General features: G+C 66.2%; 19 protein-coding genes and 1 pseudogene. 2 read left to right on the top strand and 18 right to left on the bottom strand.

Annotated elements, in window-relative coordinates; genetic code table 11:
• Window positions 1-174: 174 nt before the first annotated feature.
• The 7 genes from AVHM3334_RS22165 to AVHM3334_RS22135 form a co-directional block, all read right to left on the bottom strand.
• Complete coding sequence (locus tag AVHM3334_RS22165) at window positions 175-708, bottom strand: disulfide bond formation protein B (RefSeq protein WP_284415632.1); 534 nt, start codon at window positions 706-708, stop codon at window positions 175-177.
• 49 nt (window positions 709-757) lie between these two features.
• A complete protein-coding gene (locus AVHM3334_RS22160; RefSeq protein WP_284415631.1) occupies window positions 758-1,882 on the bottom strand; it encodes a sulfate/molybdate ABC transporter ATP-binding protein in 1,125 nt (374 codons plus the stop codon).
• Window positions 1,883-1,895: 13 nt separating this feature from the next.
• On the bottom strand, window positions 1,896-2,840 hold the full coding sequence (gene cysW, locus AVHM3334_RS22155) for a sulfate ABC transporter permease subunit CysW (protein WP_284415630.1): 945 nt from the start codon (window positions 2,838-2,840) through the stop codon (window positions 1,896-1,898).
• On the bottom strand, window positions 2,837-3,724 hold the full coding sequence (cysT, locus tag AVHM3334_RS22150; protein ID WP_284415629.1) for a sulfate ABC transporter permease subunit CysT: 888 nt from the start codon (window positions 3,722-3,724) through the stop codon (window positions 2,837-2,839). The genes cysW and cysT overlap by 4 nt, the downstream gene beginning before the upstream one ends.
• A 3-nt stretch (window positions 3,725-3,727) precedes the next feature.
• Window positions 3,728-4,738, bottom strand: a complete 1,011-nt coding sequence (locus AVHM3334_RS22145) for a sulfate ABC transporter substrate-binding protein (RefSeq protein WP_284415628.1) — start codon at window positions 4,736-4,738, stop codon at window positions 3,728-3,730.
• 208 nt (window positions 4,739-4,946) lie between these two features.
• A complete protein-coding gene (locus AVHM3334_RS22140) occupies window positions 4,947-5,564 on the bottom strand; it encodes an RBBP9/YdeN family alpha/beta hydrolase (RefSeq protein ID WP_284415633.1) in 618 nt (205 codons plus the stop codon).
• A 260-nt stretch (window positions 5,565-5,824) separates the two neighbouring features.
• Window positions 5,825-6,808 (bottom strand): LysR substrate-binding domain-containing protein, encoded by a 984-nt coding sequence (locus tag AVHM3334_RS22135; RefSeq protein WP_284415627.1) that lies wholly within the window; start codon window positions 6,806-6,808, stop codon window positions 5,825-5,827.
• A gap of 130 nt (window positions 6,809-6,938) precedes the next feature.
• Here AVHM3334_RS22135 and AVHM3334_RS22130 point away from each other — a divergent pair, with 130 nt between their 5' ends.
• On the top strand, window positions 6,939-7,580 hold the full coding sequence (locus AVHM3334_RS22130; protein ID WP_284415626.1) for an FMN-dependent NADH-azoreductase: 642 nt from the start codon (window positions 6,939-6,941) through the stop codon (window positions 7,578-7,580).
• Window positions 7,581-7,649: 69 nt separating this feature from the next.
• On the opposite strand, the gene AVHM3334_RS22125 is transcribed toward AVHM3334_RS22130, so the two are convergent.
• The 8 genes from AVHM3334_RS22125 to AVHM3334_RS22090 form a co-directional block, all read right to left on the bottom strand.
• The gene (locus AVHM3334_RS22125; protein WP_284415625.1) at window positions 7,650-8,594 is read right to left on the bottom strand and encodes a bifunctional helix-turn-helix transcriptional regulator/GNAT family N-acetyltransferase; all 945 of its coding nucleotides are present in this window, start codon (window positions 8,592-8,594) and stop codon (window positions 7,650-7,652) included.
• 128 nt (window positions 8,595-8,722) lie between these two features.
• The gene (locus AVHM3334_RS22120) at window positions 8,723-9,277 is read right to left on the bottom strand and encodes an NADPH-dependent FMN reductase (protein ID WP_284415624.1); all 555 of its coding nucleotides are present in this window, start codon (window positions 9,275-9,277) and stop codon (window positions 8,723-8,725) included.
• Window positions 9,278-9,545: 268 nt separating this feature from the next.
• Window positions 9,546-11,615 carry a family 2A encapsulin nanocompartment cargo protein cysteine desulfurase gene (locus tag AVHM3334_RS22115; protein ID WP_284415623.1) on the bottom strand — a complete coding sequence of 690 codons (2,070 nt, stop codon included), beginning with the start codon at window positions 11,613-11,615 and terminating at the stop codon, window positions 9,546-9,548.
• A gap of 16 nt (window positions 11,616-11,631) precedes the next feature.
• Window positions 11,632-12,564 (bottom strand): family 2A encapsulin nanocompartment shell protein, encoded by a 933-nt coding sequence (locus tag AVHM3334_RS22110; RefSeq protein WP_272547788.1) that lies wholly within the window; start codon window positions 12,562-12,564, stop codon window positions 11,632-11,634.
• A gap of 61 nt (window positions 12,565-12,625) precedes the next feature.
• The gene (locus AVHM3334_RS22105) at window positions 12,626-12,895 is read right to left on the bottom strand and encodes a helix-turn-helix domain-containing protein (RefSeq protein ID WP_284415622.1); all 270 of its coding nucleotides are present in this window, start codon (window positions 12,893-12,895) and stop codon (window positions 12,626-12,628) included.
• Window positions 12,896-12,973: 78 nt separating this feature from the next.
• The gene (epsC, locus tag AVHM3334_RS22100; protein WP_284415621.1) at window positions 12,974-13,873 is read right to left on the bottom strand and encodes a serine O-acetyltransferase EpsC; all 900 of its coding nucleotides are present in this window, start codon (window positions 13,871-13,873) and stop codon (window positions 12,974-12,976) included.
• 79 nt (window positions 13,874-13,952) lie between these two features.
• Window positions 13,953-14,432 (bottom strand): rhodanese-like domain-containing protein, encoded by a 480-nt coding sequence (locus AVHM3334_RS22095; protein ID WP_284415620.1) that lies wholly within the window; start codon window positions 14,430-14,432, stop codon window positions 13,953-13,955.
• A 228-nt stretch (window positions 14,433-14,660) separates the two neighbouring features.
• Window positions 14,661-15,458 (bottom strand): MetQ/NlpA family ABC transporter substrate-binding protein, encoded by a 798-nt coding sequence (locus AVHM3334_RS22090; protein ID WP_284415619.1) that lies wholly within the window; start codon window positions 15,456-15,458, stop codon window positions 14,661-14,663.
• A 155-nt stretch (window positions 15,459-15,613) separates the two neighbouring features.
• Here AVHM3334_RS22090 and AVHM3334_RS22085 point away from each other — a divergent pair, with 155 nt between their 5' ends.
• Window positions 15,614-16,354 (top strand): GNAT family N-acetyltransferase, encoded by a 741-nt coding sequence (locus AVHM3334_RS22085; protein WP_284415618.1) that lies wholly within the window; start codon window positions 15,614-15,616, stop codon window positions 16,352-16,354.
• 25 nt (window positions 16,355-16,379) lie between these two features.
• Here the strand turns inward: AVHM3334_RS22085 and AVHM3334_RS22080 are convergent, their stop codons facing one another.
• From AVHM3334_RS22080 to AVHM3334_RS22070, 3 genes and pseudogenes are all read right to left on the bottom strand, one after another.
• On the bottom strand, window positions 16,380-17,045 hold the full coding sequence (locus AVHM3334_RS22080; protein ID WP_092739387.1) for a methionine ABC transporter permease: 666 nt from the start codon (window positions 17,043-17,045) through the stop codon (window positions 16,380-16,382).
• A 3-nt stretch (window positions 17,046-17,048) separates the two neighbouring features.
• Window positions 17,049-18,116 carry a methionine ABC transporter ATP-binding protein gene (locus AVHM3334_RS22075; RefSeq protein ID WP_284415617.1) on the bottom strand — a complete coding sequence of 356 codons (1,068 nt, stop codon included), beginning with the start codon at window positions 18,114-18,116 and terminating at the stop codon, window positions 17,049-17,051.
• A 358-nt stretch (window positions 18,117-18,474) separates the two neighbouring features.
• Window positions 18,475-18,576, bottom strand: a pseudogene (locus AVHM3334_RS22070) (ABC transporter substrate-binding protein); the annotation flags it as partial.
• Window positions 18,577-18,702 lie beyond the last annotated feature (126 nt).

Genomic DNA, 18,702 nt, shown 5'->3' with positions numbered 1-18,702 from the left:
AAGAACATCCGCCGCTTCGTGCTGCCGCCTCGAAGATCCCACAGGCGGTATCCGCGTGAGGTTCGAATGACCAAGACACAGTATCCCGTCAAGAAAAATGCCGCTCAGCCTTAACTGAGCGGCATTGCCCGGTCGGGGCGCCTTCGGCAGTTTGCGCGGCCGAACCGGTGTCAGTCAGGCAGCGGCCAGCGGACGGCGGCTTGCAGTGCCACGGCCACCGCGAGCGAGGAGTACGACGATCACGATGGCCATGATCGCAAAGCAGATGAACGACCAGTTGGCGATGGAGCCGCCGAGGAAGGTCCAGTCCACCGCGGCGCAGTCGCCGGAGCCCTTGAAGATCATGGGAATCGCGCGGCCGATGGGGAAGTGCTCGATCATTCCGTAGAAGTCGCGCCCGCAGGTTGCGATCTCGGGCGGGTACCACTGCAGCCAGCTTTGCCGGGCGGCCACGAAGGCACCGAAGCCCGACGACAGCAAGGCCAGGAAGCCCCACGACATCCACCAGCCTTTTGTGCCTCTGGCGCTTGCCAGTGCTGCGAACACTGCTACACCAATGAGAGCGTAGCGTTGAACGATGCACATCGGGCAAGGCTCCAGCCCCACGACATGCTGCAGGTACATGCCGAAAGCCAGCATGGCCACGCACGCTGCGGCAATCAGTCCCAGCACGCGGCGGGGCGCGGCATCCAACCAGTTCAACACCATTGTTCTTGTCCTTGAAGGCCGCAGCGGTCGGCAGCCCTCGAAGGCTGCATCAGATACCGGCGGCGTGGTCCAGAAAAACGCGGGCGCGGCGCGGTGTGACCACCAGCGTTTCACCCTCCCTGAAACCCATCTCCCGGTACTGCTGCGCAGGAATCTGCGCTTCGATCACCGAGTCTGGGCTCGCATTGTCCGCTGGTTTGTGATCGGCATCGGGAATAAGTTCCAGCCGCGCGATCGGGCCCACGACGATGGCACGGCTGAGCTGCGCGACGATGCCGCGCGGGCGCCCGTCGGCGTCCACGCCCTCGCCGGGCGAGTAGCGCTGCACGTCCAGGTCGTGCGGGCGCACATAGGCAAAGGCGCTGGCGTTCTGCGCGCTCGCATGCTCGGGCGAATCGATGGCCATGCCTTCCACATGCACCAGCCCTTCGTGGGCCCGGCCACGAAACAGGTTCACGTCGCCCAGAAAACCATAGACGAACGGGCTGGCCGGCTGGTCCCACACCTCCTGGGGCGAGCCGCTTTGCTCGATCCGGCCCTGGTTGATGACCACGACGCGGTCGGCCACTTCGAGCGCTTCTTCCTGGTCGTGCGTCACGAAGATGCTGGTCACGTGCAGCTCATCGTGCAGGCGGCGCAGCCAGCGGCGCAGCTCCTTGCGCACCTTGGCATCGAGCGCGCCGAAAGGCTCGTCCAGCAACAGCACCTTGGGTTCCACCGCCAGCGCCCGGGCCAGCGCAATGCGCTGGCGCTGGCCGCCGGACAGCTGCGAGGGGTAGCGGTCGGCCAGCCAGTCGAGCTGCACCAGCTTGAGCAGATCGGTCACCTTCTGCTTGATCTGCGCATCGCTCGGGCGCTCGCCACGCGGCTTCACGCGCAGGCCGAACGCCACGTTCTCGAACACCGTCATGTGCCGAAAGAGCGCGTAATGCTGGAAGACGAAGCCCACCCCACGGTCGCGCACGTGCACGTCGGTGGTGTCTTCGCCCGAGAAATGGATGGTGCCCACGTCGGGCGTTTCCAGCCCCGCGATGATGCGCAGCAGCGTGGTCTTGCCGCAGCCCGAGGGGCCGAGCAGCGCGATGAGTTCGCCCGACTGGATGTCCAGGCTCACGTCGCGCAGCGCCTGGAAGCTGCCGAACTGCTTGCTGATGTTGCGGATTTCAATGCTCATGGTGTGCTTTCGTTCAGCGCGCGCCCGCGGCGGCGGGTGCGGGGCGCTCGGGCGGCAACGCGGCAGCCGCCTTGCGCTCTTGCTCGTTGCGCCATTCGGCAATCGACTTGATGACCAGCGTGACCAGTGCCAGCAGGGCCAGCAGCGAGGCGGCAGCGAAGGCCGCCACGGACTGGTATTCGTTGTAGAGAATTTCGACGTGCAGCGGTATGGTGTTGGTCTGCCCTCGGATGTGGCCCGACACCACCGACACCGCGCCGAACTCGCCCATGGCACGCGCGTTGCAGAGGATCACGCCGTAGAGCAGCCCCCATTTGATGTTGGGCAGGGTCACGTGCCAGAAGGTCTGCCAGCCGCTCGCACCCAGCACGATGGCCGCCTGTTCTTCGTCGCTGCCCTGGGCCTGCATGAGCGGGATCAGTTCGCGGGCGATGAAGGGAAAGGTCACGAAGATCGTCGCCAGCACGATGCCCGGCACGGCGAAGATGATCTTGATGTCGTTCGCCGCCAGCCACGGGCCGATCCAGCCGTTCGCGCCGAACATCAGCACATACACCAACCCCGCCACCACGGGCGAGACGGAAAACGGCAGGTCCACCAGCGTGGTCAGGAAGGCCTTGCCGCGGAACTCGTACTTGGCGATGGCCCAGGCCGCCGCAACACCGAACACGAGGTTCAGCGGCACGGCGATGGCCGCCGTGATCAGCGTGAGGCGAATGGCCGACCAAGCGTCGGGCTCCTTCAGCCCCGCCAGATAGGCGCCGAAACCCTTGCGCAGCGCTTCGGTGAACACGGCCGCCAGAGGCAGCACCAGGAACAGCAGCAGAAAGGCCAGCGCGATGCCGATGAGCGTCCAGCGGACCCAGGCGGCCTCGGTGGTGCCGGCCTGGGCACGCCGCACGGGCGCACGGGGATTCGCGTTCGAGGCGCTGGATGCGTTGGTGGAGGTCGAACTCATGCCGGGGCTCCCGCATGGCGGCGCTGCCAGGCTTGCAGTGCATTGATGACGAGCAGCAGCAGGAAGGAGATGACCAGCATCACCACGGCGACCGCCGTGGCGCCCGCATAGTCGTACTGCTCCAGCTTGCCGATGATGATGAGGGGCGTGATCTCGGAAATCATGGGCATGTTGCCCGCGATGAAGATGACCGAGCCGTACTCACCCACCGCCCGGGCGAATGCCATGGCAAAGCCGGTCAGCAGTGCTGGCGTGATCGACGGCAGGATGACGCGGGTGAAGATCTGCCAACGCGTGGCGCCGAGGCTGGTGGCGGCCTCCTCCAGCTCTTTCTCGGCGTCTTCCAGCACGGGCTGCACCGTCCGCACCACGAAGGGCAATCCGATGAAGATCAGCGCGATCACCACGCCTGCCGGCTTGAAAGCCAGCTGGATGCCCAGCGGCTCCAGGTATTGGCCCACCCAGCCGTTGCCGGCGAGCAGCGCGGTGAGCGAGATGCCCGCCACGGCCGTGGGCAGCGCAAACGGCAGATCCACCAGCGCATCGACGATCTTCTTGCCGGGAAACCGGTAACGCACCAGCACCCACGCGATCAGCAGGCCGAACACCAGGTTGACCAGCGCCGCGATCAACGAGGCTCCGAAAGTGAGCCGGTACGAAGCCAGCACGCGCGGGGCGCTGATGGCGGCCCAGAACTGGTCCCAGGTCAGCGTGAAGGTCTTGAAAACCAGCGCCGACAGCGGGATGAGCACGATGATGCTCAGATAGAAGATGGTGTAGCCCAGCGTGAGCCCGAAGCCGGGCAACACCCGCTTCGGACTGCGCCGGGCCCCGCCCGCGGACGCCACGGCGTCGCCGGCCAAGGCAGAGGTCGCGGCGGCCATGTCTTACTTGGCGCCGGGCGTGTAGAGCTTGTCGAACTGGCCGCCGTCGTCGAAATGCACCTTCTGCGCTTCACCCAGCGAGCCGAAGTACTTGGAGACGGTGAACAGCTTGACGGGCTTGAACAGGTCGGCGTGCTTCTTCAGCACCGCTTCGGAGCGCGGGCGCAGCGCATGCCGGGCCGCGATTTCCTGGGCCTCGTCGGAATACAGGTAGTCCAGGTAGGCCTTGGCCAGCTCGCCGGTGCCCTTCTTGGCCACGGTGCGCTCGACCACCGCGACGGGGTTTTCCGCCAGCACGCTGCTGGAGGGGTACACGGCATCGACCTTGCCCTTGCCGAACTCGCGCTCGATCGACAGCACTTCGGATTCGAACGTGATGAGCACGTCGCCCGTGTTGCGCTGCAGGAAGATGCTGGTGGCGTCGCGGCCGCCCTTGCCCAGCACGGGCACGTTCTTGAACAGCTTGCCCACGAACTCTTCGGCCTGCGCGTCCGTCCCGCCCTTTTCGCGGACGCTGCCCCATGCAGCCAGGTAGGCGTAGCGGCCGTTGCCGCCGGTCTTGGGGTTCACGACCACGACCTGCACGCCGGGCTTGGCGAGGTCGTCCCAGTCCTTGATGTTCTTGGGATTGCCTTTGCGCACCAGGAACAGCATGGTCGAGGTGGTGGGCGAGGCGTCGTTGGGAAAGCGCTTGGCCCAGTCCTTGGCGACCACGCCGCTGCCCGCCAGAAAGTCGATGTCCGTCGTGGTGTTCATGGTGACCACATCGGCGTCGAGGCCGTCGTTCACCGCGCGGGCCTGGGCGCTGGAGCCGCCATGCGCCTGGTCGATCTTCACGTCCTTGCCGGTGGTCTTCTTGTAGTGGGCGGCGAAGGCGGGGTTGTAATCCTTGTAGAACTCGCGGGCCACGTCATAAGAGGCGTTGAGCAGCGTTGACGTTTGCGCCGAAGCCATGCCACCGGCAGCCAGTGCCAGCGCCGCCAGGAAGGTCTTGAGTTTTGTCCGGGAAATCATGTGTGCGTCACCCACGTTTCTAAAAGTGAAACCGATTGTGGGCGGCACGACTTAAAACTCAAAAGAATATATTCTTGTTAATTAATCCAATTTCGAGAATATAGAAGCGCTGAAAATTCATCCTGCGCGGCTGAACCGATCTCAGTCAAAAACGCCTCCAGCGCAATAACCACTAGGGCATATTGCTACATAAATAATAGCAATCCAATCAGGCGGCAGAGCGGGTGTCGGAACTGCACTGGCCCATCCCCCATTCTGCGCCGTCCACCAACGAGTGAAGCAGCGCCCAGCCCAGCGGCCACTCGCCATGGCCGGACTCGACGTTTACATGCCCTGCCTGCGGCAGCCGCACGAACTCGCTCCCCCAGGCCCGCGCATAGGCGCCCGCCAGGCGGATCGGGCAATACGGATCGTTGCTGCTCGCCACCAGAATGTTCCGATAGGGCAGCGGGGCATACGGCACGGGGGCGAAATCGCTCAGCACCGCGCGGCGTTCGGGGTCGGCCGGGGCGACCAGCAAGGCGCCCTGCACCCGGGCCGCCGCCTGCGTACCCATGTGGGTCGCGGTGATACAGCCCAGGCTGTGGGCCACCAGCACGACAGGGTGCGGCGCATCCAGCACCAGGCGTTCGAGCACGCTCACCCAGGCGAGCCGCGAAGGCGTGACCCAATCGTCCTGCACGACGCGCTGCGCGCCCGGCACCCGCTCTGCCCAGAGGCTCTGCCAGTGCCCCGGACCGGAATCGCGCCAGCCCGGAACGATGATGACCGACACCGGCCCTGCCGCCGGTGCCACAGTCGCACCGAGGGCCGAGGCAGCGGCCATTGCATCCGGCCGCAGGATCGGATCAGCCCCCGCCGCCGAGCGTTCGCGGCTGGCGATGGGCCTCGGCACGCTGCTCATGGGTGCAGCGGCGCTGCGGCCGGAAGGTGTGTGCAGAAAGGGGGTCGGACCCGACGGGAGGTCCGAAGAAACATTGCATGGGCCATGGAAATGGACTCCTCAACGGTGGATCAGGCCCATTCTGCGATTGGGCCTTTAAAACCCAAACGAATATATTCTTTTGAATTAATCGCTAATTGATCTTAAGAATGGGCAGGCGCGGCGGTCGGCGGAGTCTCCGAGACGACCCCTTTGCTCACAGCGCCAGGGCCTTCGCGAGCAAATTGCGCCGTCGTCCCCTGCATCGCTTCCCCCAGAAAATCCAGAAATTGGCGCACTGCGGGCGACAGGCCCCGGCGCGATGGAAACACGGCGTGCATCAAGCCGCGCGGTGGCGACCACTGCGGCAGCAATCGCACCAGACGGCCGTTGCGCAACTCGTCCTCACACAGGTAGTCGGGCAGCCAGCACATGCCGACACCGGCCACGGCAGCGAACTTCAAGGTGAGCAGGTCATCGGCCACGTAGCGCGGGCTGTGCTGCCACAGCACCTCTTGCCCATCCGGCCCGAGCAACAAGCGCGAGTCACGGCCATCGATGGCCGACATGGACATGCTGTCCAGCAGCGCCAGGTCTTGCACCGTGGTGGGAGTGCCTTGCCGAGCCAGCTGGTCTGGGCTGGCCACCAGCAAAGAGGCGCCGTCGTCCAGCCGCTTCACCACCATGCTGCCGCTGTCGTCCAGCGTGGGCCGCACCCGCAGCGCGACGTCGATCCCCTCCTCCACCAGATTCACCACACGGTTGTGCACCTGCAGTTCGACCCGTACCAGTGGATACCGCGCGAGGAACACCGGCATCATGTGGCCCAGCAGAGTCTGGGCGATGGTGACCGGGCAGGCCACGCGGATGGTGCCGCGCGGCTCGGTCTGGACCTCTGCCACGGTGTCGGCCGCCGCCTGCGCCGATTCGCGCATGGCCTGGCAATGGCGCAAATACGCTTTGCCGACTTCGGTGAGCGACAGCTTGCGGGTGGTGCGCTGCAAAAGCCGAACGCCCAACTGGGCCTCCAGGTCCGATACGCGCCGCGAGAGGCGGGATTTGGGAATGCCGAGCGCCCGGCCGGCCGCAGCAAAGCCCCCTCGCTCGACCACCTCGGCGAAGTACAGCATGTCGTTGAGATCCTGCATGGCACGCCTCGATTGTTCTATGAGCAGAACAATCTATCGCAAATTACCGGGCTTATCAATCAATGTGACCATCTGCACAATCTATCCAACGCCGCACACCGTGTCAGGCACTGTTCCAAGGAAAACTTCCATGCAATTGCTCCACATCGATTCCGCCATCACCGGCGACCAGTCCGTTTCGCGCCAACTCACCGCCCGAACCGTGGCGGCATGGGTCGCCACCCATCCAGGCACGCAAGTTCAGCACCTGGACCTGGTGGCGCAGGCGCCCAACCACTTCACCATGGATGCGATGGCACCGCGCACGGGCCAGACCGAAGGCCTCACCGAAGCGCAGCGCCGCGAGAACGCCGTATCCGAGCAGCTGGTGAGCCAGTTCCTGGCGGCCGATGTGATCGTGGTGGGCGCGCCCTTCTACAACTTCGGCATCCCAACGCAACTCAAGGCCTGGATCGACCGCATCGCCCAGCCCGGCCGCACGTTCACCTACACCGCTACCGGCCCCCAAGGCCTGGCCAAGGGCAAGACGGTGATCGTCGCCTCGACGCGCGGCGGCGTTTACTCGACCAGCGATGCCGGCCGTGCCATAGAGCACCAGGAAAGCTACCTGCAGACCGTGTTCGCCTTCTTCGGCATCAGCGACGTGCGCTTCGTGCGCGCCGAGGGTGTGGCCATGGGCCCGGACGCCAAATCCAGGGCCCTGGACAGCGCGGATTCGGACATCCAGGCGCATGTGGCGCAATCCCGCCAAGCCGTGGCCGAAGCCGCCTGATTCACCACCCGACGGCGCACCATCGAGAAGCCGGCCCCGCGCCGGCTTTTTCATGAGCGCCACAGGGGCCTACAGCGCACGCGTCCAGGTCTCGCCCACCAGCGACTGGCCGTAGGCGATGTACGGTTCCGAGGCCACGAGCGTGAAGCCGCGCTGCGCGTAGAGATGTCGCGCCGCAGTCAGGCAGCTATTGGTCCACAGCGTCATTTCGGTGTAGCCCTTGGCCCGGGCGAAGGCGATGCACTCGTCCACCAGCCGGCCGCCCAGCCCCATGCCCCGCGCCTCTTGCGCGAGGATCAGCATCCGCAGCCGCGCGGTGGTGTCGGACTCGCGGACCACGAAAGCGGCCCCCATGCGCGCGCCATCGATCTCGGCAATCCAGCACTTGTCGAACCCGGGCCGGAATTCACGCACGAATCGCGCGGCGATCTCGGCCACCAGCGCCTCGAACTCCTGGTTCCAACCGTATTCGCGCCAGTAGGTCTCGCCATGCAGCTGCACCACCCAGCCCATGTCGCCCGGCACCGGATCGCGCAGCACCACGAGCCGTGGGCGGCTGGCGGACTCGGGGGACAGCAGCGCCTCCAGGCGCCGCATGGCAGCCAGCGCATCGGTCTGCTGATCGGGTGACAAACGTGCCAGCAGCGCTGACGCTTCATCGCGCGAGCGCTGCTGCAGCGGGGCGAAGGCCGCATGCCCCGCATCGGTCAAAAGCAGCAGGCTCTGCCGCGCGTCGTGCTCGCCGGGCCGTCGCTCCAGCCAGCCGGCTTTCTCGAACCGGCTCAGGATTCGGCTCAGATAGCCGGCGTCCAGCCCCAGGTCCTTGGCGATGTCGCTGGCGACCGGCGCGCTGCGGTGGGCCAGTTCATACAGCACCCGCACATCGGTCAGGGACAGATCGCTGCCCAGATAGGCATCGAGAACGCCGATGCGGCGCGTGAAGAACCGGCTGAACTGCCGAAGCGCCTTGACCGCCGCAGCGGGAACCGGAAAGACTGCGACATCGGACGCCATATTGATTCACCCCCATCAAACAATTTGTTGACTTTATCAACCAAATGGCGGGATGGCAAACGAAAAAGACCGGCCGCACTGGCAGGGCGGCCGGTCCCGGAGAAGGTGACCGAACAGGGGCTAATGCATCAGAGCTTGGCGTGCTGTTTGACCCAGGCCGCGTATTTCTCGACCCAGCCCTGCAGGAACTGGCGGCTCGCTTCACCGATGTTGCCGTCGTCGTCGAACAGGCCGTCCTTGGCCTGGATGAAGGCTTCGGGCTGGCCCAGCGTGGGAACGTCGAGGTAGGCGAGGATGTTGCGCAGATGCTGCTGCGCCATGGCCGTGCCGATGGCACCGATCGATACGCCGATCACGCCCGCAGGCTTGCCGCCCCAGGCGCTCTGGCCGTAAGGACGGGAGGCGTGGTCCAGCGCATTCTTGAGCACGCCGGGGACCGAGCGGTTGTATTCGGGGGTGACGAACAGCAGGCCCTGGGATTGGGCGATTTCGGTCTTCAGGCGCAGCACGGCCGGCGACGGATGGTTGTCGTCGTCCTGGTTGTACAGGGGCAGATCGTCGATGCGCAGTTGCGTGAAGTGAAAGTCCGGTGGCGCGAGCCGGGCCAGCGCGGTGGCCAGCTTGCGGTTGAACGAATCCTTGCGGAGACTGCCGACGATGACGGCGATCTGGTATTGGTCCATGAGCACTCCTTGTGAAAAGACAGCCAGAAAAGGCACGGCCGCTTGCAGCCGCAGCGGGCCATGATAGTCACGGCCCGTGCGGTTTCAGAGGCTTGCGCGACGCACCCGAGGTGCTTGGCGGCGCAGGAGTTCCGCAATCTTTTGCTATTTATTTAATAGCAATATCCCCTAGTGGATATTGCGCTGGAGGCATGAAAGACTCCAACCCCTCTCCGGGTGCCACGGGATCGAGGCCCGCAGGGGCGTGCGCCCCGAACGCGCGCTTGTCCTACCCGGCCCGCCGCTGGCTGGCGAGCCGCTGCACGACCTGCACGAGCCGGTCGATTTCATCGAACGTGTTGTAGAACGCCAGCGACGGCCGCACCGTGGTTTCCACGCCGAAGCGCCGCAGGATCGGCTGCGCACAGTGGTGGCCCGTGCGCACCGCGATGCCTTCCCCGTTCAGCGCCTTGCCCACGGACTCGGTCGATTGCCCATCCAGCACGAACGACATCACGCTGGCCTTGTCGTCGGCCGTGCCGATCAGCCGCACACCCGCGATGGCGCCCAGATGCTGCATGCCGTACACCAGCAAGTCGTGCTCGTAGCGGGCGATGTTCTCGATACCCACCCGGTTCACATAGTCGATCGCCGCACCCAGGCCCACCGCGTCGGCGATGTTGCCCGTGCCGGCCTCGAACTTGTTGGGGATCGGCTGGAACACGGTTTTCTCGAACGTGACGTCGGCGATCATGTTGCCGCCGCCCTGCCACGGCGGCATGTCTTCCAGCACCTCGCGCTTGCCCCACACCACGCCGATGCCCGTGGGCCCGAACACCTTGTGGCCCGAGAACACGAAGAAGTCGGCGCCCAGCGCCTGCACGTCCACCCGCATGTGCGACACCGACTGGGCGCCGTCCACCAGCGCCTTGGCGCCGGCGCGGTGCGCCATCGCCACGATTTCCTTCACCGGCACCACGGTGCCCAGCGCGTTGGACACCTGCGTGACGGCGACGATCCTGGTGCGGTCGTTCAGCAGCTTCTGGTACTCGCCCAGCAGCACCTGGCCCGAGTCGTCCACCGGAATCACGCGCAGCCTGGCGCCCTTGGCCGCCGCCAGCTGCTGCCAGGGCACGATGTTGGCGTGGTGCTCCAGGTGGCTCACGATGATTTCGTCGCCCTCGCCCACGTGCTGGCTGCCCCAGCTCTTGGCCACCAGGTTGATGGCTTCGGTGGTGCCGCGCACGAAGATCACTTCGTTCACGTCCGGCGCATTGATGAACGCCTTCACCCGCTGGCGGGCGCCTTCGTAGGCGTCCGTCGCGCGGGCGGCGAGTTCATGCGCGGCGCGGTGGATGTTGGAGTTTTCGTGCGCGTAGAAGTGGCTGATGCGGTCGATCACCGCTTTCGGCTTGTGCGTGGTGGCCGCGTTGTCGAACCACACGAGCTGGCGGCCGTTCACCCGCTCGGACAGGATGGGAAAGTCGCGCCGGATCGCATGCACATCGAACGGCGGGTGGCGCCCCTGCCCTGCCGAAGGCGCCGCGCTACCTCGGTCCGCATGCGGATGGGGCTGGGCCGGGGTCACATGGCCACTCGGCAGTTGCACCGTATCGACGAAGTAGAACGCCGGCCCGTCCGGGGCCGTGGCCTGCGGCAGGCGGCTGCCCAGCGCCGGGGCCGACGCCTGGGGTGCGGCGGGCGGCGCCAGCGACAACCGCGCAAGTGCATCGAGGGGGTCAGTGCGCCGGCCTGCCGGCACCGAAGCACCCTGTGCTCCGCCCGAAGCGGGCAAAGCAGGCGATTGGCGCTCGCCCACGAAGTAATACGGCGAATGCGCGGCAGGCGCCGCCTGCGCCGCTGGCCCGGCGACAGCGCCCGACGCCTCGGGCACGCCCAACACGCCGCTGCCCAGGCGTGGCTCGTACGCCGGCAAGGCGCTCACCACCGTGTCGGGCAAGCCATTGGCCGCCGTGGCATGCGGCAACAGCGCGGGCGCGCGGTGGCCGAGCGACAGCACCTGCGTGGGCGATGCCGGCAGCACGTTGGCGCCCGGAATCTGGCCCTGCGGAATCGGCGTGCCCGGCACGCTCGGGCCGAAGCCGGCCGGGCTGGCCAGCGGCGATCCGGGCGGCGCGATGTTGCCCGGCGCTTGCATGCCCGGCGGCACGGCGCCCAGGCCGGGCACGGACGACGGCGGCGTTGACGGAAAACCGCCGGCGGAGTGCACGCCGGCCGGCGCTGCCGCCTCGCCCGGCAACGCCGAGAACAAGGCATTCGCCATGCGGGCGATCAGTGCGGGATCGATGGGGGCGCCACCGGACGCGTCCGCGCCCGGCGAGAAGGAAGCGAGGGTCATGGCCGCTCCTTGCGCTTCACTTGTAGGTGTCCGGATAGTCGTGGTACTTGTTCACCTCGACATCGTCCAGCACGGCCAGCGCATCGCTGGTGAGCACCGCCAGCGAGCAGTACTGCGAGATCAGGTACGAGGCGATGGCGTGGTTGTTGATGCCCATGAAGCGCACCGACAGGCCCGGGCCCTGCTCGCCCGCCAGCCCCGGCTGGAACAACCCCACCACGCCCTGGCGCTTGTCGCCCACGCGCAGCAGCAATATCTTGCTTTTGCCATCGGCCACCGGCACCTTGTCGGACGGGATGAGCGGAATGCCGCGCCAGGTGATGAACTGCGAGCCGAACAGGCTCACGGTGGGCGGCGGCGTGCCGCGGCGCGTGGCTTCGCGCCCGAACGCGGCGATGGCGAGCGGATGGGTGAGGAAGAAAGCGGGCTCCTTCCACACCTTGGTGAGCAGTTCGTCCAGGTCGTCCGGCGTGGGGGCGCCGGTCAGCGGGAAGATGCGCTGCGCATCGGTCACCTGGGCCAGCAGGCCGTAGTCGGGGTTGTTGATCAGCTCGCTTTCCTGGTTCTCCTTGATCGTCTCGATCGTGAGGCGCAGCTGCTCCTTGATCTGGTCGTGCGGGCTGCTGTACAGGTCGGACACGCGGGTGTGCACGTCCAGCACCGTGCTCACGGCGTTCAGGAAGAATTCGCGCGGGTTTTCTTCGTAATCGACGAAGGTGCGCGGCAGCTGGTTTTCTTCTTCCTTGGCCGTGCAGGTGACGCGGATGGATTCGGGGTTCTTGACCTTGTTCAGACGGTAGATGCCTGCTTCCACGGGCACCCATTGCAGCAGGTGCGTGAGCCAGCGCGGGCTGATCGTTTCGAGTTGGGGGACCGTCTTGGTGGCATTGGCCAATTGCCGTGCGGCGTTGTCACCCAAGGCGGTCGTGCCGCCCACAGTTGCAGACATTGAAGAACTCCGTGCGTTGTTGAAGAAAGCCTGGGCAGTGTCAAAGCTTCCAACGCAGCACTCAACAGGCTATAGCCGTCAATTGCAGTCCCCGCACCAGATTCGCGTGGCCGATCGCTTCGCCCCGCGTGACCAGCGCCGAGGGCCGCACGCCCAGGGCACCGGCCAGTTTTTCGACCGTGAGCAGCGAGGCGATCGCCGCCCCCCGCTCGATCTCGCCCACATAGGAGCGATTCAGGTCCGAATGCTCGGCCAGCCGCTCTTGCGACCAGCCGTTCGCCTCGCGCGACTGGCGCACCGCCACCCCGAAATTCCTGATCAATACCGACATGGTTCTTCCCTTGTTTTAGTTCCCGTCATCCCTTTCGCACCGTGCCGCCCGCCGCTGCCTGGCGGCACGCGCGCAGGCCTACCCTTCGCGCGAAATCGCCTGCGTCACGTTGCCGCCCGCCGGGACATCGTGCGTGACCCACACGTTGCCGCCGATCACCGCACCGCGGCCCAGCGTGACGCGGCCCAGCACCGTGGCACCGGCGTAGATGACCACGTCGTCCTCCACCACCGGGTGGCGCGGCAGGCCCTTTTGCAGGTGCCCTTCGGCATCGGTGGGAAAGCGCTTGGCGCCCAGCGTGACCGCCTGGTACAGGCGAACGCGCTCGCCGATCACGGCCGTCTCACCGATCACGACACCCGTGCCGTGGTCGATGAAAAAGCCCGCACCGATCTGCGCGCCGGGGTGGATGTCGATGCCGGTCTGGCCGTGCGCCAGTTCCGCCACGATGCGCGCCAGCAGCGGCAGGCCCAGCGTGTACAGGCGGTGCGCGATGCGGTGGTGGATCATGGCCAGCACGCCGGGGTAGCACAGCAGCACCTCGTCCACGCTGCGCGCGGCGGGGTCGCCCTGATAGGCGGCGAGCACGTCGCTGTCCAGCAGCCGGCGGATGTCCGGCAGCGACGCGGCAAAGGCCTGCGCGGCCACCAGGGCCTGCGGCTCGATCGCCTCGCTGTCGGCACCGCCGTGCTGGCGCGCGCCGTAGCGCATCTCCAGCCGGGCCTGCCCGAGCAGCGTGTGCAGCGCCAGATCGAGCGTGTGGCCCACGTACCAGTCTTCGCTTTCCTGCCGCAGGTCATGGGGGCCCAGGCGCATCGGAAACAGCGCGCCCTTCAGTTGATCCAGCATCTGCGCCAGCGCATCGCGCGACGGAAACTCGCGCCCGCCGGGCTCCTGAGACCGGTTTTGCGAATCGCGCCACTCGCGGCGCACGGCGTGCAGCGACTGCACGATGTGATCGATCTCGAAGACAGCCATCAAGGCCTCCTGCATGGGGAATACGTTGGGCCGCCTGCGGCGTGGGCGGCGTGGGCGGCGCGGGCGGCGGGTGAGCGGGTCAGTCCTGCACCCAGGGCAGGCCATGAAAGCGCCAGCCGTCGGATGCGCCGCGCTGCTGGGCCGCGTCGATTTCGCCTTCGAAGCCTTCGGTCACGTTGAAGACGTTCTGCAAACCGGCCTTGGCCGCCGCTTCGGCCGCCAGCACCGAACGCTTGCCGCTGCGGCACAGCAACAGCACCGGCGCATCGCGCGTGGAGGCTTTGGTGATGGCGGCCTCCAGCTCACGGGCGAACCGCGGATTGCGGTTGAGCGCCGTTCCGGTGGCCCAGGCCACATGCAGGCTGCCCGGCACGTGGCCGACGAACTTTCGCTCTTCGCCCGAGCGCACATCCACCAGCAATGCTTGTCCCGACGAAAAGAGGCTCCACGCCACGGTGGGCGGCACGCCGCCGGCGTAGGCCAGGCCCGCGGCTTGCGCCTGCTCATGGGCGGATTGCAGCGCGGGCGGTAATTCGGTGTCTTGCACGGGGTGGGACATGGGGCCTTCCTGGTGGTGTGGTGGCTGCAGCCGCCCGTCTTGCGGGGCGTGGCCGTCCAATCCAATGTAGAACCGGCGCCCTGCCTATTCAACGAATAAAAAATCCGTTCCTATGTCGGAAAACATCTAAGCCAGCGCTGTCTCGGCATTCCGAACGCCGGGCCATGAAAAAAGCTGCCGGCACCGGAGGCCGGCGCGGGCAGCTTGTATTGGCGTGCCGGGAAAGATTCAGAAGCCCGGCAGCACCGCGCCCTTGAACTCCGTCTGGATGAACTGGCGGATCTCTTCGGATTGGTAGGCCTTCACCAGCTTGGCGACCCAGGGCTTGTCCTTGTCTGCCTCGCGCACCGCGATCAGGTTGACGTAGGGGCTCTTGGCGTTTTCTTGGGCGATGGCGTCCTTGGCAGGGCTCAGGCCCGCGGACAGGGCGAAGTTGGTGTTGATGGCGGCGGCGTCCAGATCGTCCAGCGAACGGGCGAGCTGCGCAGCGTCGAGTTCGACGAACTTCAGCTTCTTGGGATTGGAGCCCACGTCGAGCGGCGTGGCCTTGAGACCCGCGCCTTCCTTGAGCTTGATGAGTCCCTTGTCCTGCAGCACCAGCAGCACGCGGCCGCCGTTGGTGGGGTCGTTGGGAATGCCGAACTTGGCGCCTTCCTTCAGGTCTTCGAGCTTCTTGACCTTCTTGGAATACAGGCCGATCGGGAAGTTGACGGTGTAGCCCACCGACACGAGCTTGTAGCCACGGTCCTTCACCTGGGCGTCGAGGTAGGGCTTGTGCTGATAGCTGTTGGCGTCCAGGTCGCCAGAGGCCAGCGCGGCGTTGGGCTGCACGTAGTCGCTGAACTCGACGATCTGGAGCTTCAGGCCGTCTTTCTCGGCCACTTTCTTGACCTGCTCGAAAATTTGCGCGTGCGGGCCGGCGGTCACGCCGATCTTGAGCGGTTTGTCCTGCGCCATGGCGCCGGTCTGGAGGCCAGCGGCAAGGGCCAGGGCGAGGGTCGATTGCAGCAGGAAGCGCTTGTTCACGGAAACACCTTTGAAAAGAGATGGCGCATCTTAGGGTTTGCCTTATCAAACCCATAAGAATACGTTTTCATTTCCTTACAACATGCGCACATAAAGGCGGCGACGGGCCGGGCTGCTATAAATCCTGCATGTCCTGTCTGTCGAACCCCTGCGACTTGTCTGCTGTCCGTGCGCTGGAAGAACGCGCCTTCAATGCCTGGCCCGCGCGCCAGACCGTGTTGCACCAGGGCTGGGTGTTTCGCCTGGCTGGAGGGTTCACCAAGCGCGCCAATTCAGTGAATGCGCTGGAGGCCTGTGCGCCGTTCACAGGCGTGCGCGAAGCCGCCGAAGCGCTGTACGCCCGCCACGACCTGCGGCCCGTGTTCCGGATCTCGCCGCTGGCAGGTGCCGATGCCGAGGCGGCATTGGCCGAGGCCGGCTACACCGTCTTCGAGCCCACCTGGGTCATGCAGGCGGCGTTGCCGAGCAAAGGCGCGCTGCCGCAGCCTTGCGTGGACCTGGCAACCACCCCGAGCGCCGAATGGCTGGACGGATTTGCCGCCGCCAACGGCGTGGCAGCGGCGAACCACGCCATTCACCACGCCATGGTGCAGTCGATCGCCCTGCCCTGCGCTTTTGCCACCTTGCACCAGGGCGGCCAAGCCGTGGGCTTCGGTCTGGCCGTGCGGGAGCGTGGCGCGGTCGGCCTGTTCGACATCGTGGTGGCGCCGGCCCACCGGGGCCGGGGACATGGCCGCGCGCTGGTGCGGGGCCTCATGGAATGGGGCCGCGCTGGCGGCGCGGAAACGGCGTATCTGCAGGTGCGCGAAGGCAATGCCGTGGCCCGCGGGCTCTACGCCGCGCTGGGGTTCACCGACGCCTACCGCTACCACTACCGGGTGCCGGCGCAGGGCTGATGCGGCCCCGTGCGCGCCGGCCGGATCAGCGGTGGCTCAGCCGCCGCACCGCCCAGTCACCCAGGCTTTGCACGGCCTGCACGAAAAAGATCAGCACGACCACCACGGCCAGCATGACGTCGGGCAGGAAGCGCTGGTAGCCGTAGCGGATGCCCAGGTCGCCCAGGCCGCCGCCGCCGATCGCGCCGGCCATGGCGGAGTAACCCGTCAAGCTGACGAAGGTGATGGTGAGGCCGGCGACGATGCCGGGCAGCGCCTCGGGCAGCAGCACCTTCCAGACGATCTGCCCCGTGGTGGCGCCCATGGCCTGGGCCGCCTCGATGAGGCCGTTGTCCACCTCGCGCAGCGAGGCTTCCACCAGGCGCGCCACGAACGGTGCCGCTGCCAGCGTGAGCGGCACCACCGCCGCCGCCGTGCCGATGGACGAGCCGGTGATGAACCGGGTGAACGGGATGATCGCCACCAGCAAAATGATGAACGGCGTGGAGCGCACGGCGTTCACGATCCAGCCCACGGTCTTGTTCATGGGGCCGTTCTCCAGCACGCCGCCGCGGTCGGTCAGCCGCAGGAACACGCCCAGCGGAATGCCCAGCAGCGCACCGACGATGCCCGAGATGCCCACCATGATGATCGTCTCCCACAGCGAAGTGGCGAACAGCTCCAGCATCATTTCCGAAAAATTCTCGAACATCGCTCAGACCCCGCTCTCTTGATTGGCTTGCACTTCCTGCACCACGACGCCCTCGGCCCGCAGCTGCGCGATCGCCGCGGCCAGGCGGGCGCCGTCGCCGCTGGCATACACCGCCAGCGAGCCGAACGTCTGGCCCTGGATCTCGTCGATCTGCCCGTGCAGGATCGACAGATCGAGCCCGTGCTCTCGGATCAGGCGCGAGAGGATGGGCTGGTAGGCGCGCTCGCCGGCGTACGACAGGCGCAGCAGCTGGCCCACGTTGCCCTGCCCCGCCGCGATCAGCTGCGACGACAGATGGCGCACATGGTCCATCACGCTGGCCGGCAGTTCCTGCGGCACGATCTCGTCGATCAGGCTCTTGGTGATGGCCTGCTGCGGCCGGGTGAACACGTCCAGCACGGGGCCCTGCTCCACGATGCGGCCTGCGTCGATCACGGCCACGCGGTCGGCCACCTGCTTGATGACCTGCATCTGGTGGGTGATGAGCACCACCGTCAGGCCCAGTTCCTGGTTCACCTGGCGCAGCAGCGCGAGGATGGAACGGGTGGTTTCCGGATCAAGCGCCGACGTGGCCTCGTCCGACAGCAGCACCTTGGGCCGGCTGGCCAGTGCCCGGGCGATGCCCACGCGCTGCTTTTGCCCGCCGCTGATCTGCGCCGGGTAGCGGTCGCGCAGGGACGACAGGCCCACCAGTTCGAGCAGCGGATCGACCCGGCCGCGAATGGCCGCCTTGTCCATGCCGGCCAGCTCCAGCGGCAGCGCGGCGTTGTCGAACACCGTGCGCGACGACAGCAGGTTGAAGTGCTGGAACACCATGCCGATGTCGCGCCGTGCCTCGCGCAGTTGCGCGTCGTTGAGTTGGGTGAGGTCGCGCCCCGCGACGATCACTTCGCCGCGCGTGGGCCGGTTCAGCAGGTTGATGACGCGCACCAGCGAGCTTTTGCCCGCCCCGCTGCGCCCGATGATGCCGAACACTTCGCCCGGCGTGATGTGAAGGTCGATGCCGCGCAATGCCTCCACGGGCCCTTGCGCGCCCTGGTAAATCTGGGTGATACCCCGTAAATCGATCATGAAAATGTCATGGCGCCACCGGTGCCCGTGGGCCACGGCGGCGCTGAAAAGGAAAAATGCGGATGCGGGAATGTACGGGGTTGCCACCCAAACGCCAACGACCCTGAAATTGGGTGCTAAGACATTCCGGTTATGCAGCCGCTGCGAAAACCGTTGGAACCGCTCTGTTTTTCATAGCTAAATTCCTTTGACAGGCCAGCGCTGAAGGCCCTTTCAGCGGCTGAACCAGACCGGCAACAATGGGCAGGTTTTCGTTCGCTATTATTTTTATAGCTATACCCCCTGGTGTTGATTGCGCTGGAGCCGTTTTTGACCATGAGTCCGCCGCAGGTCTTGCAGCAGCTGGCCCCGCGCCTTTTCAACCCTTGCCCACGTTGAAGCCGGTGTCGAAGGTTTTCTGCACGTCCAGCCGCTGCCGCAGCAGGCCGGCAGCCAGGTAGAAGTCGGCCGTGCGCTGCTCGCACCTTCAGGCCTGGCTCGGTGGTGTGAAGGTGTTCGAGTGCGAGAGGCTGCGCGCCAGCGTCCAGAACAAGCACCCAAAGCGCATCGACTGGCGTCACATGATGCCTTCACTTCGCCGCAAGCC

Source organism: Acidovorax sp. SUPP3334, from assembly GCF_030159055.1.
In the GTDB taxonomy this organism is placed as follows: Bacteria; Pseudomonadota; Gammaproteobacteria; order Burkholderiales; family Burkholderiaceae_C; genus Paracidovorax.
This window is presented reverse-complemented; position numbering and strand designations above follow the sequence as displayed.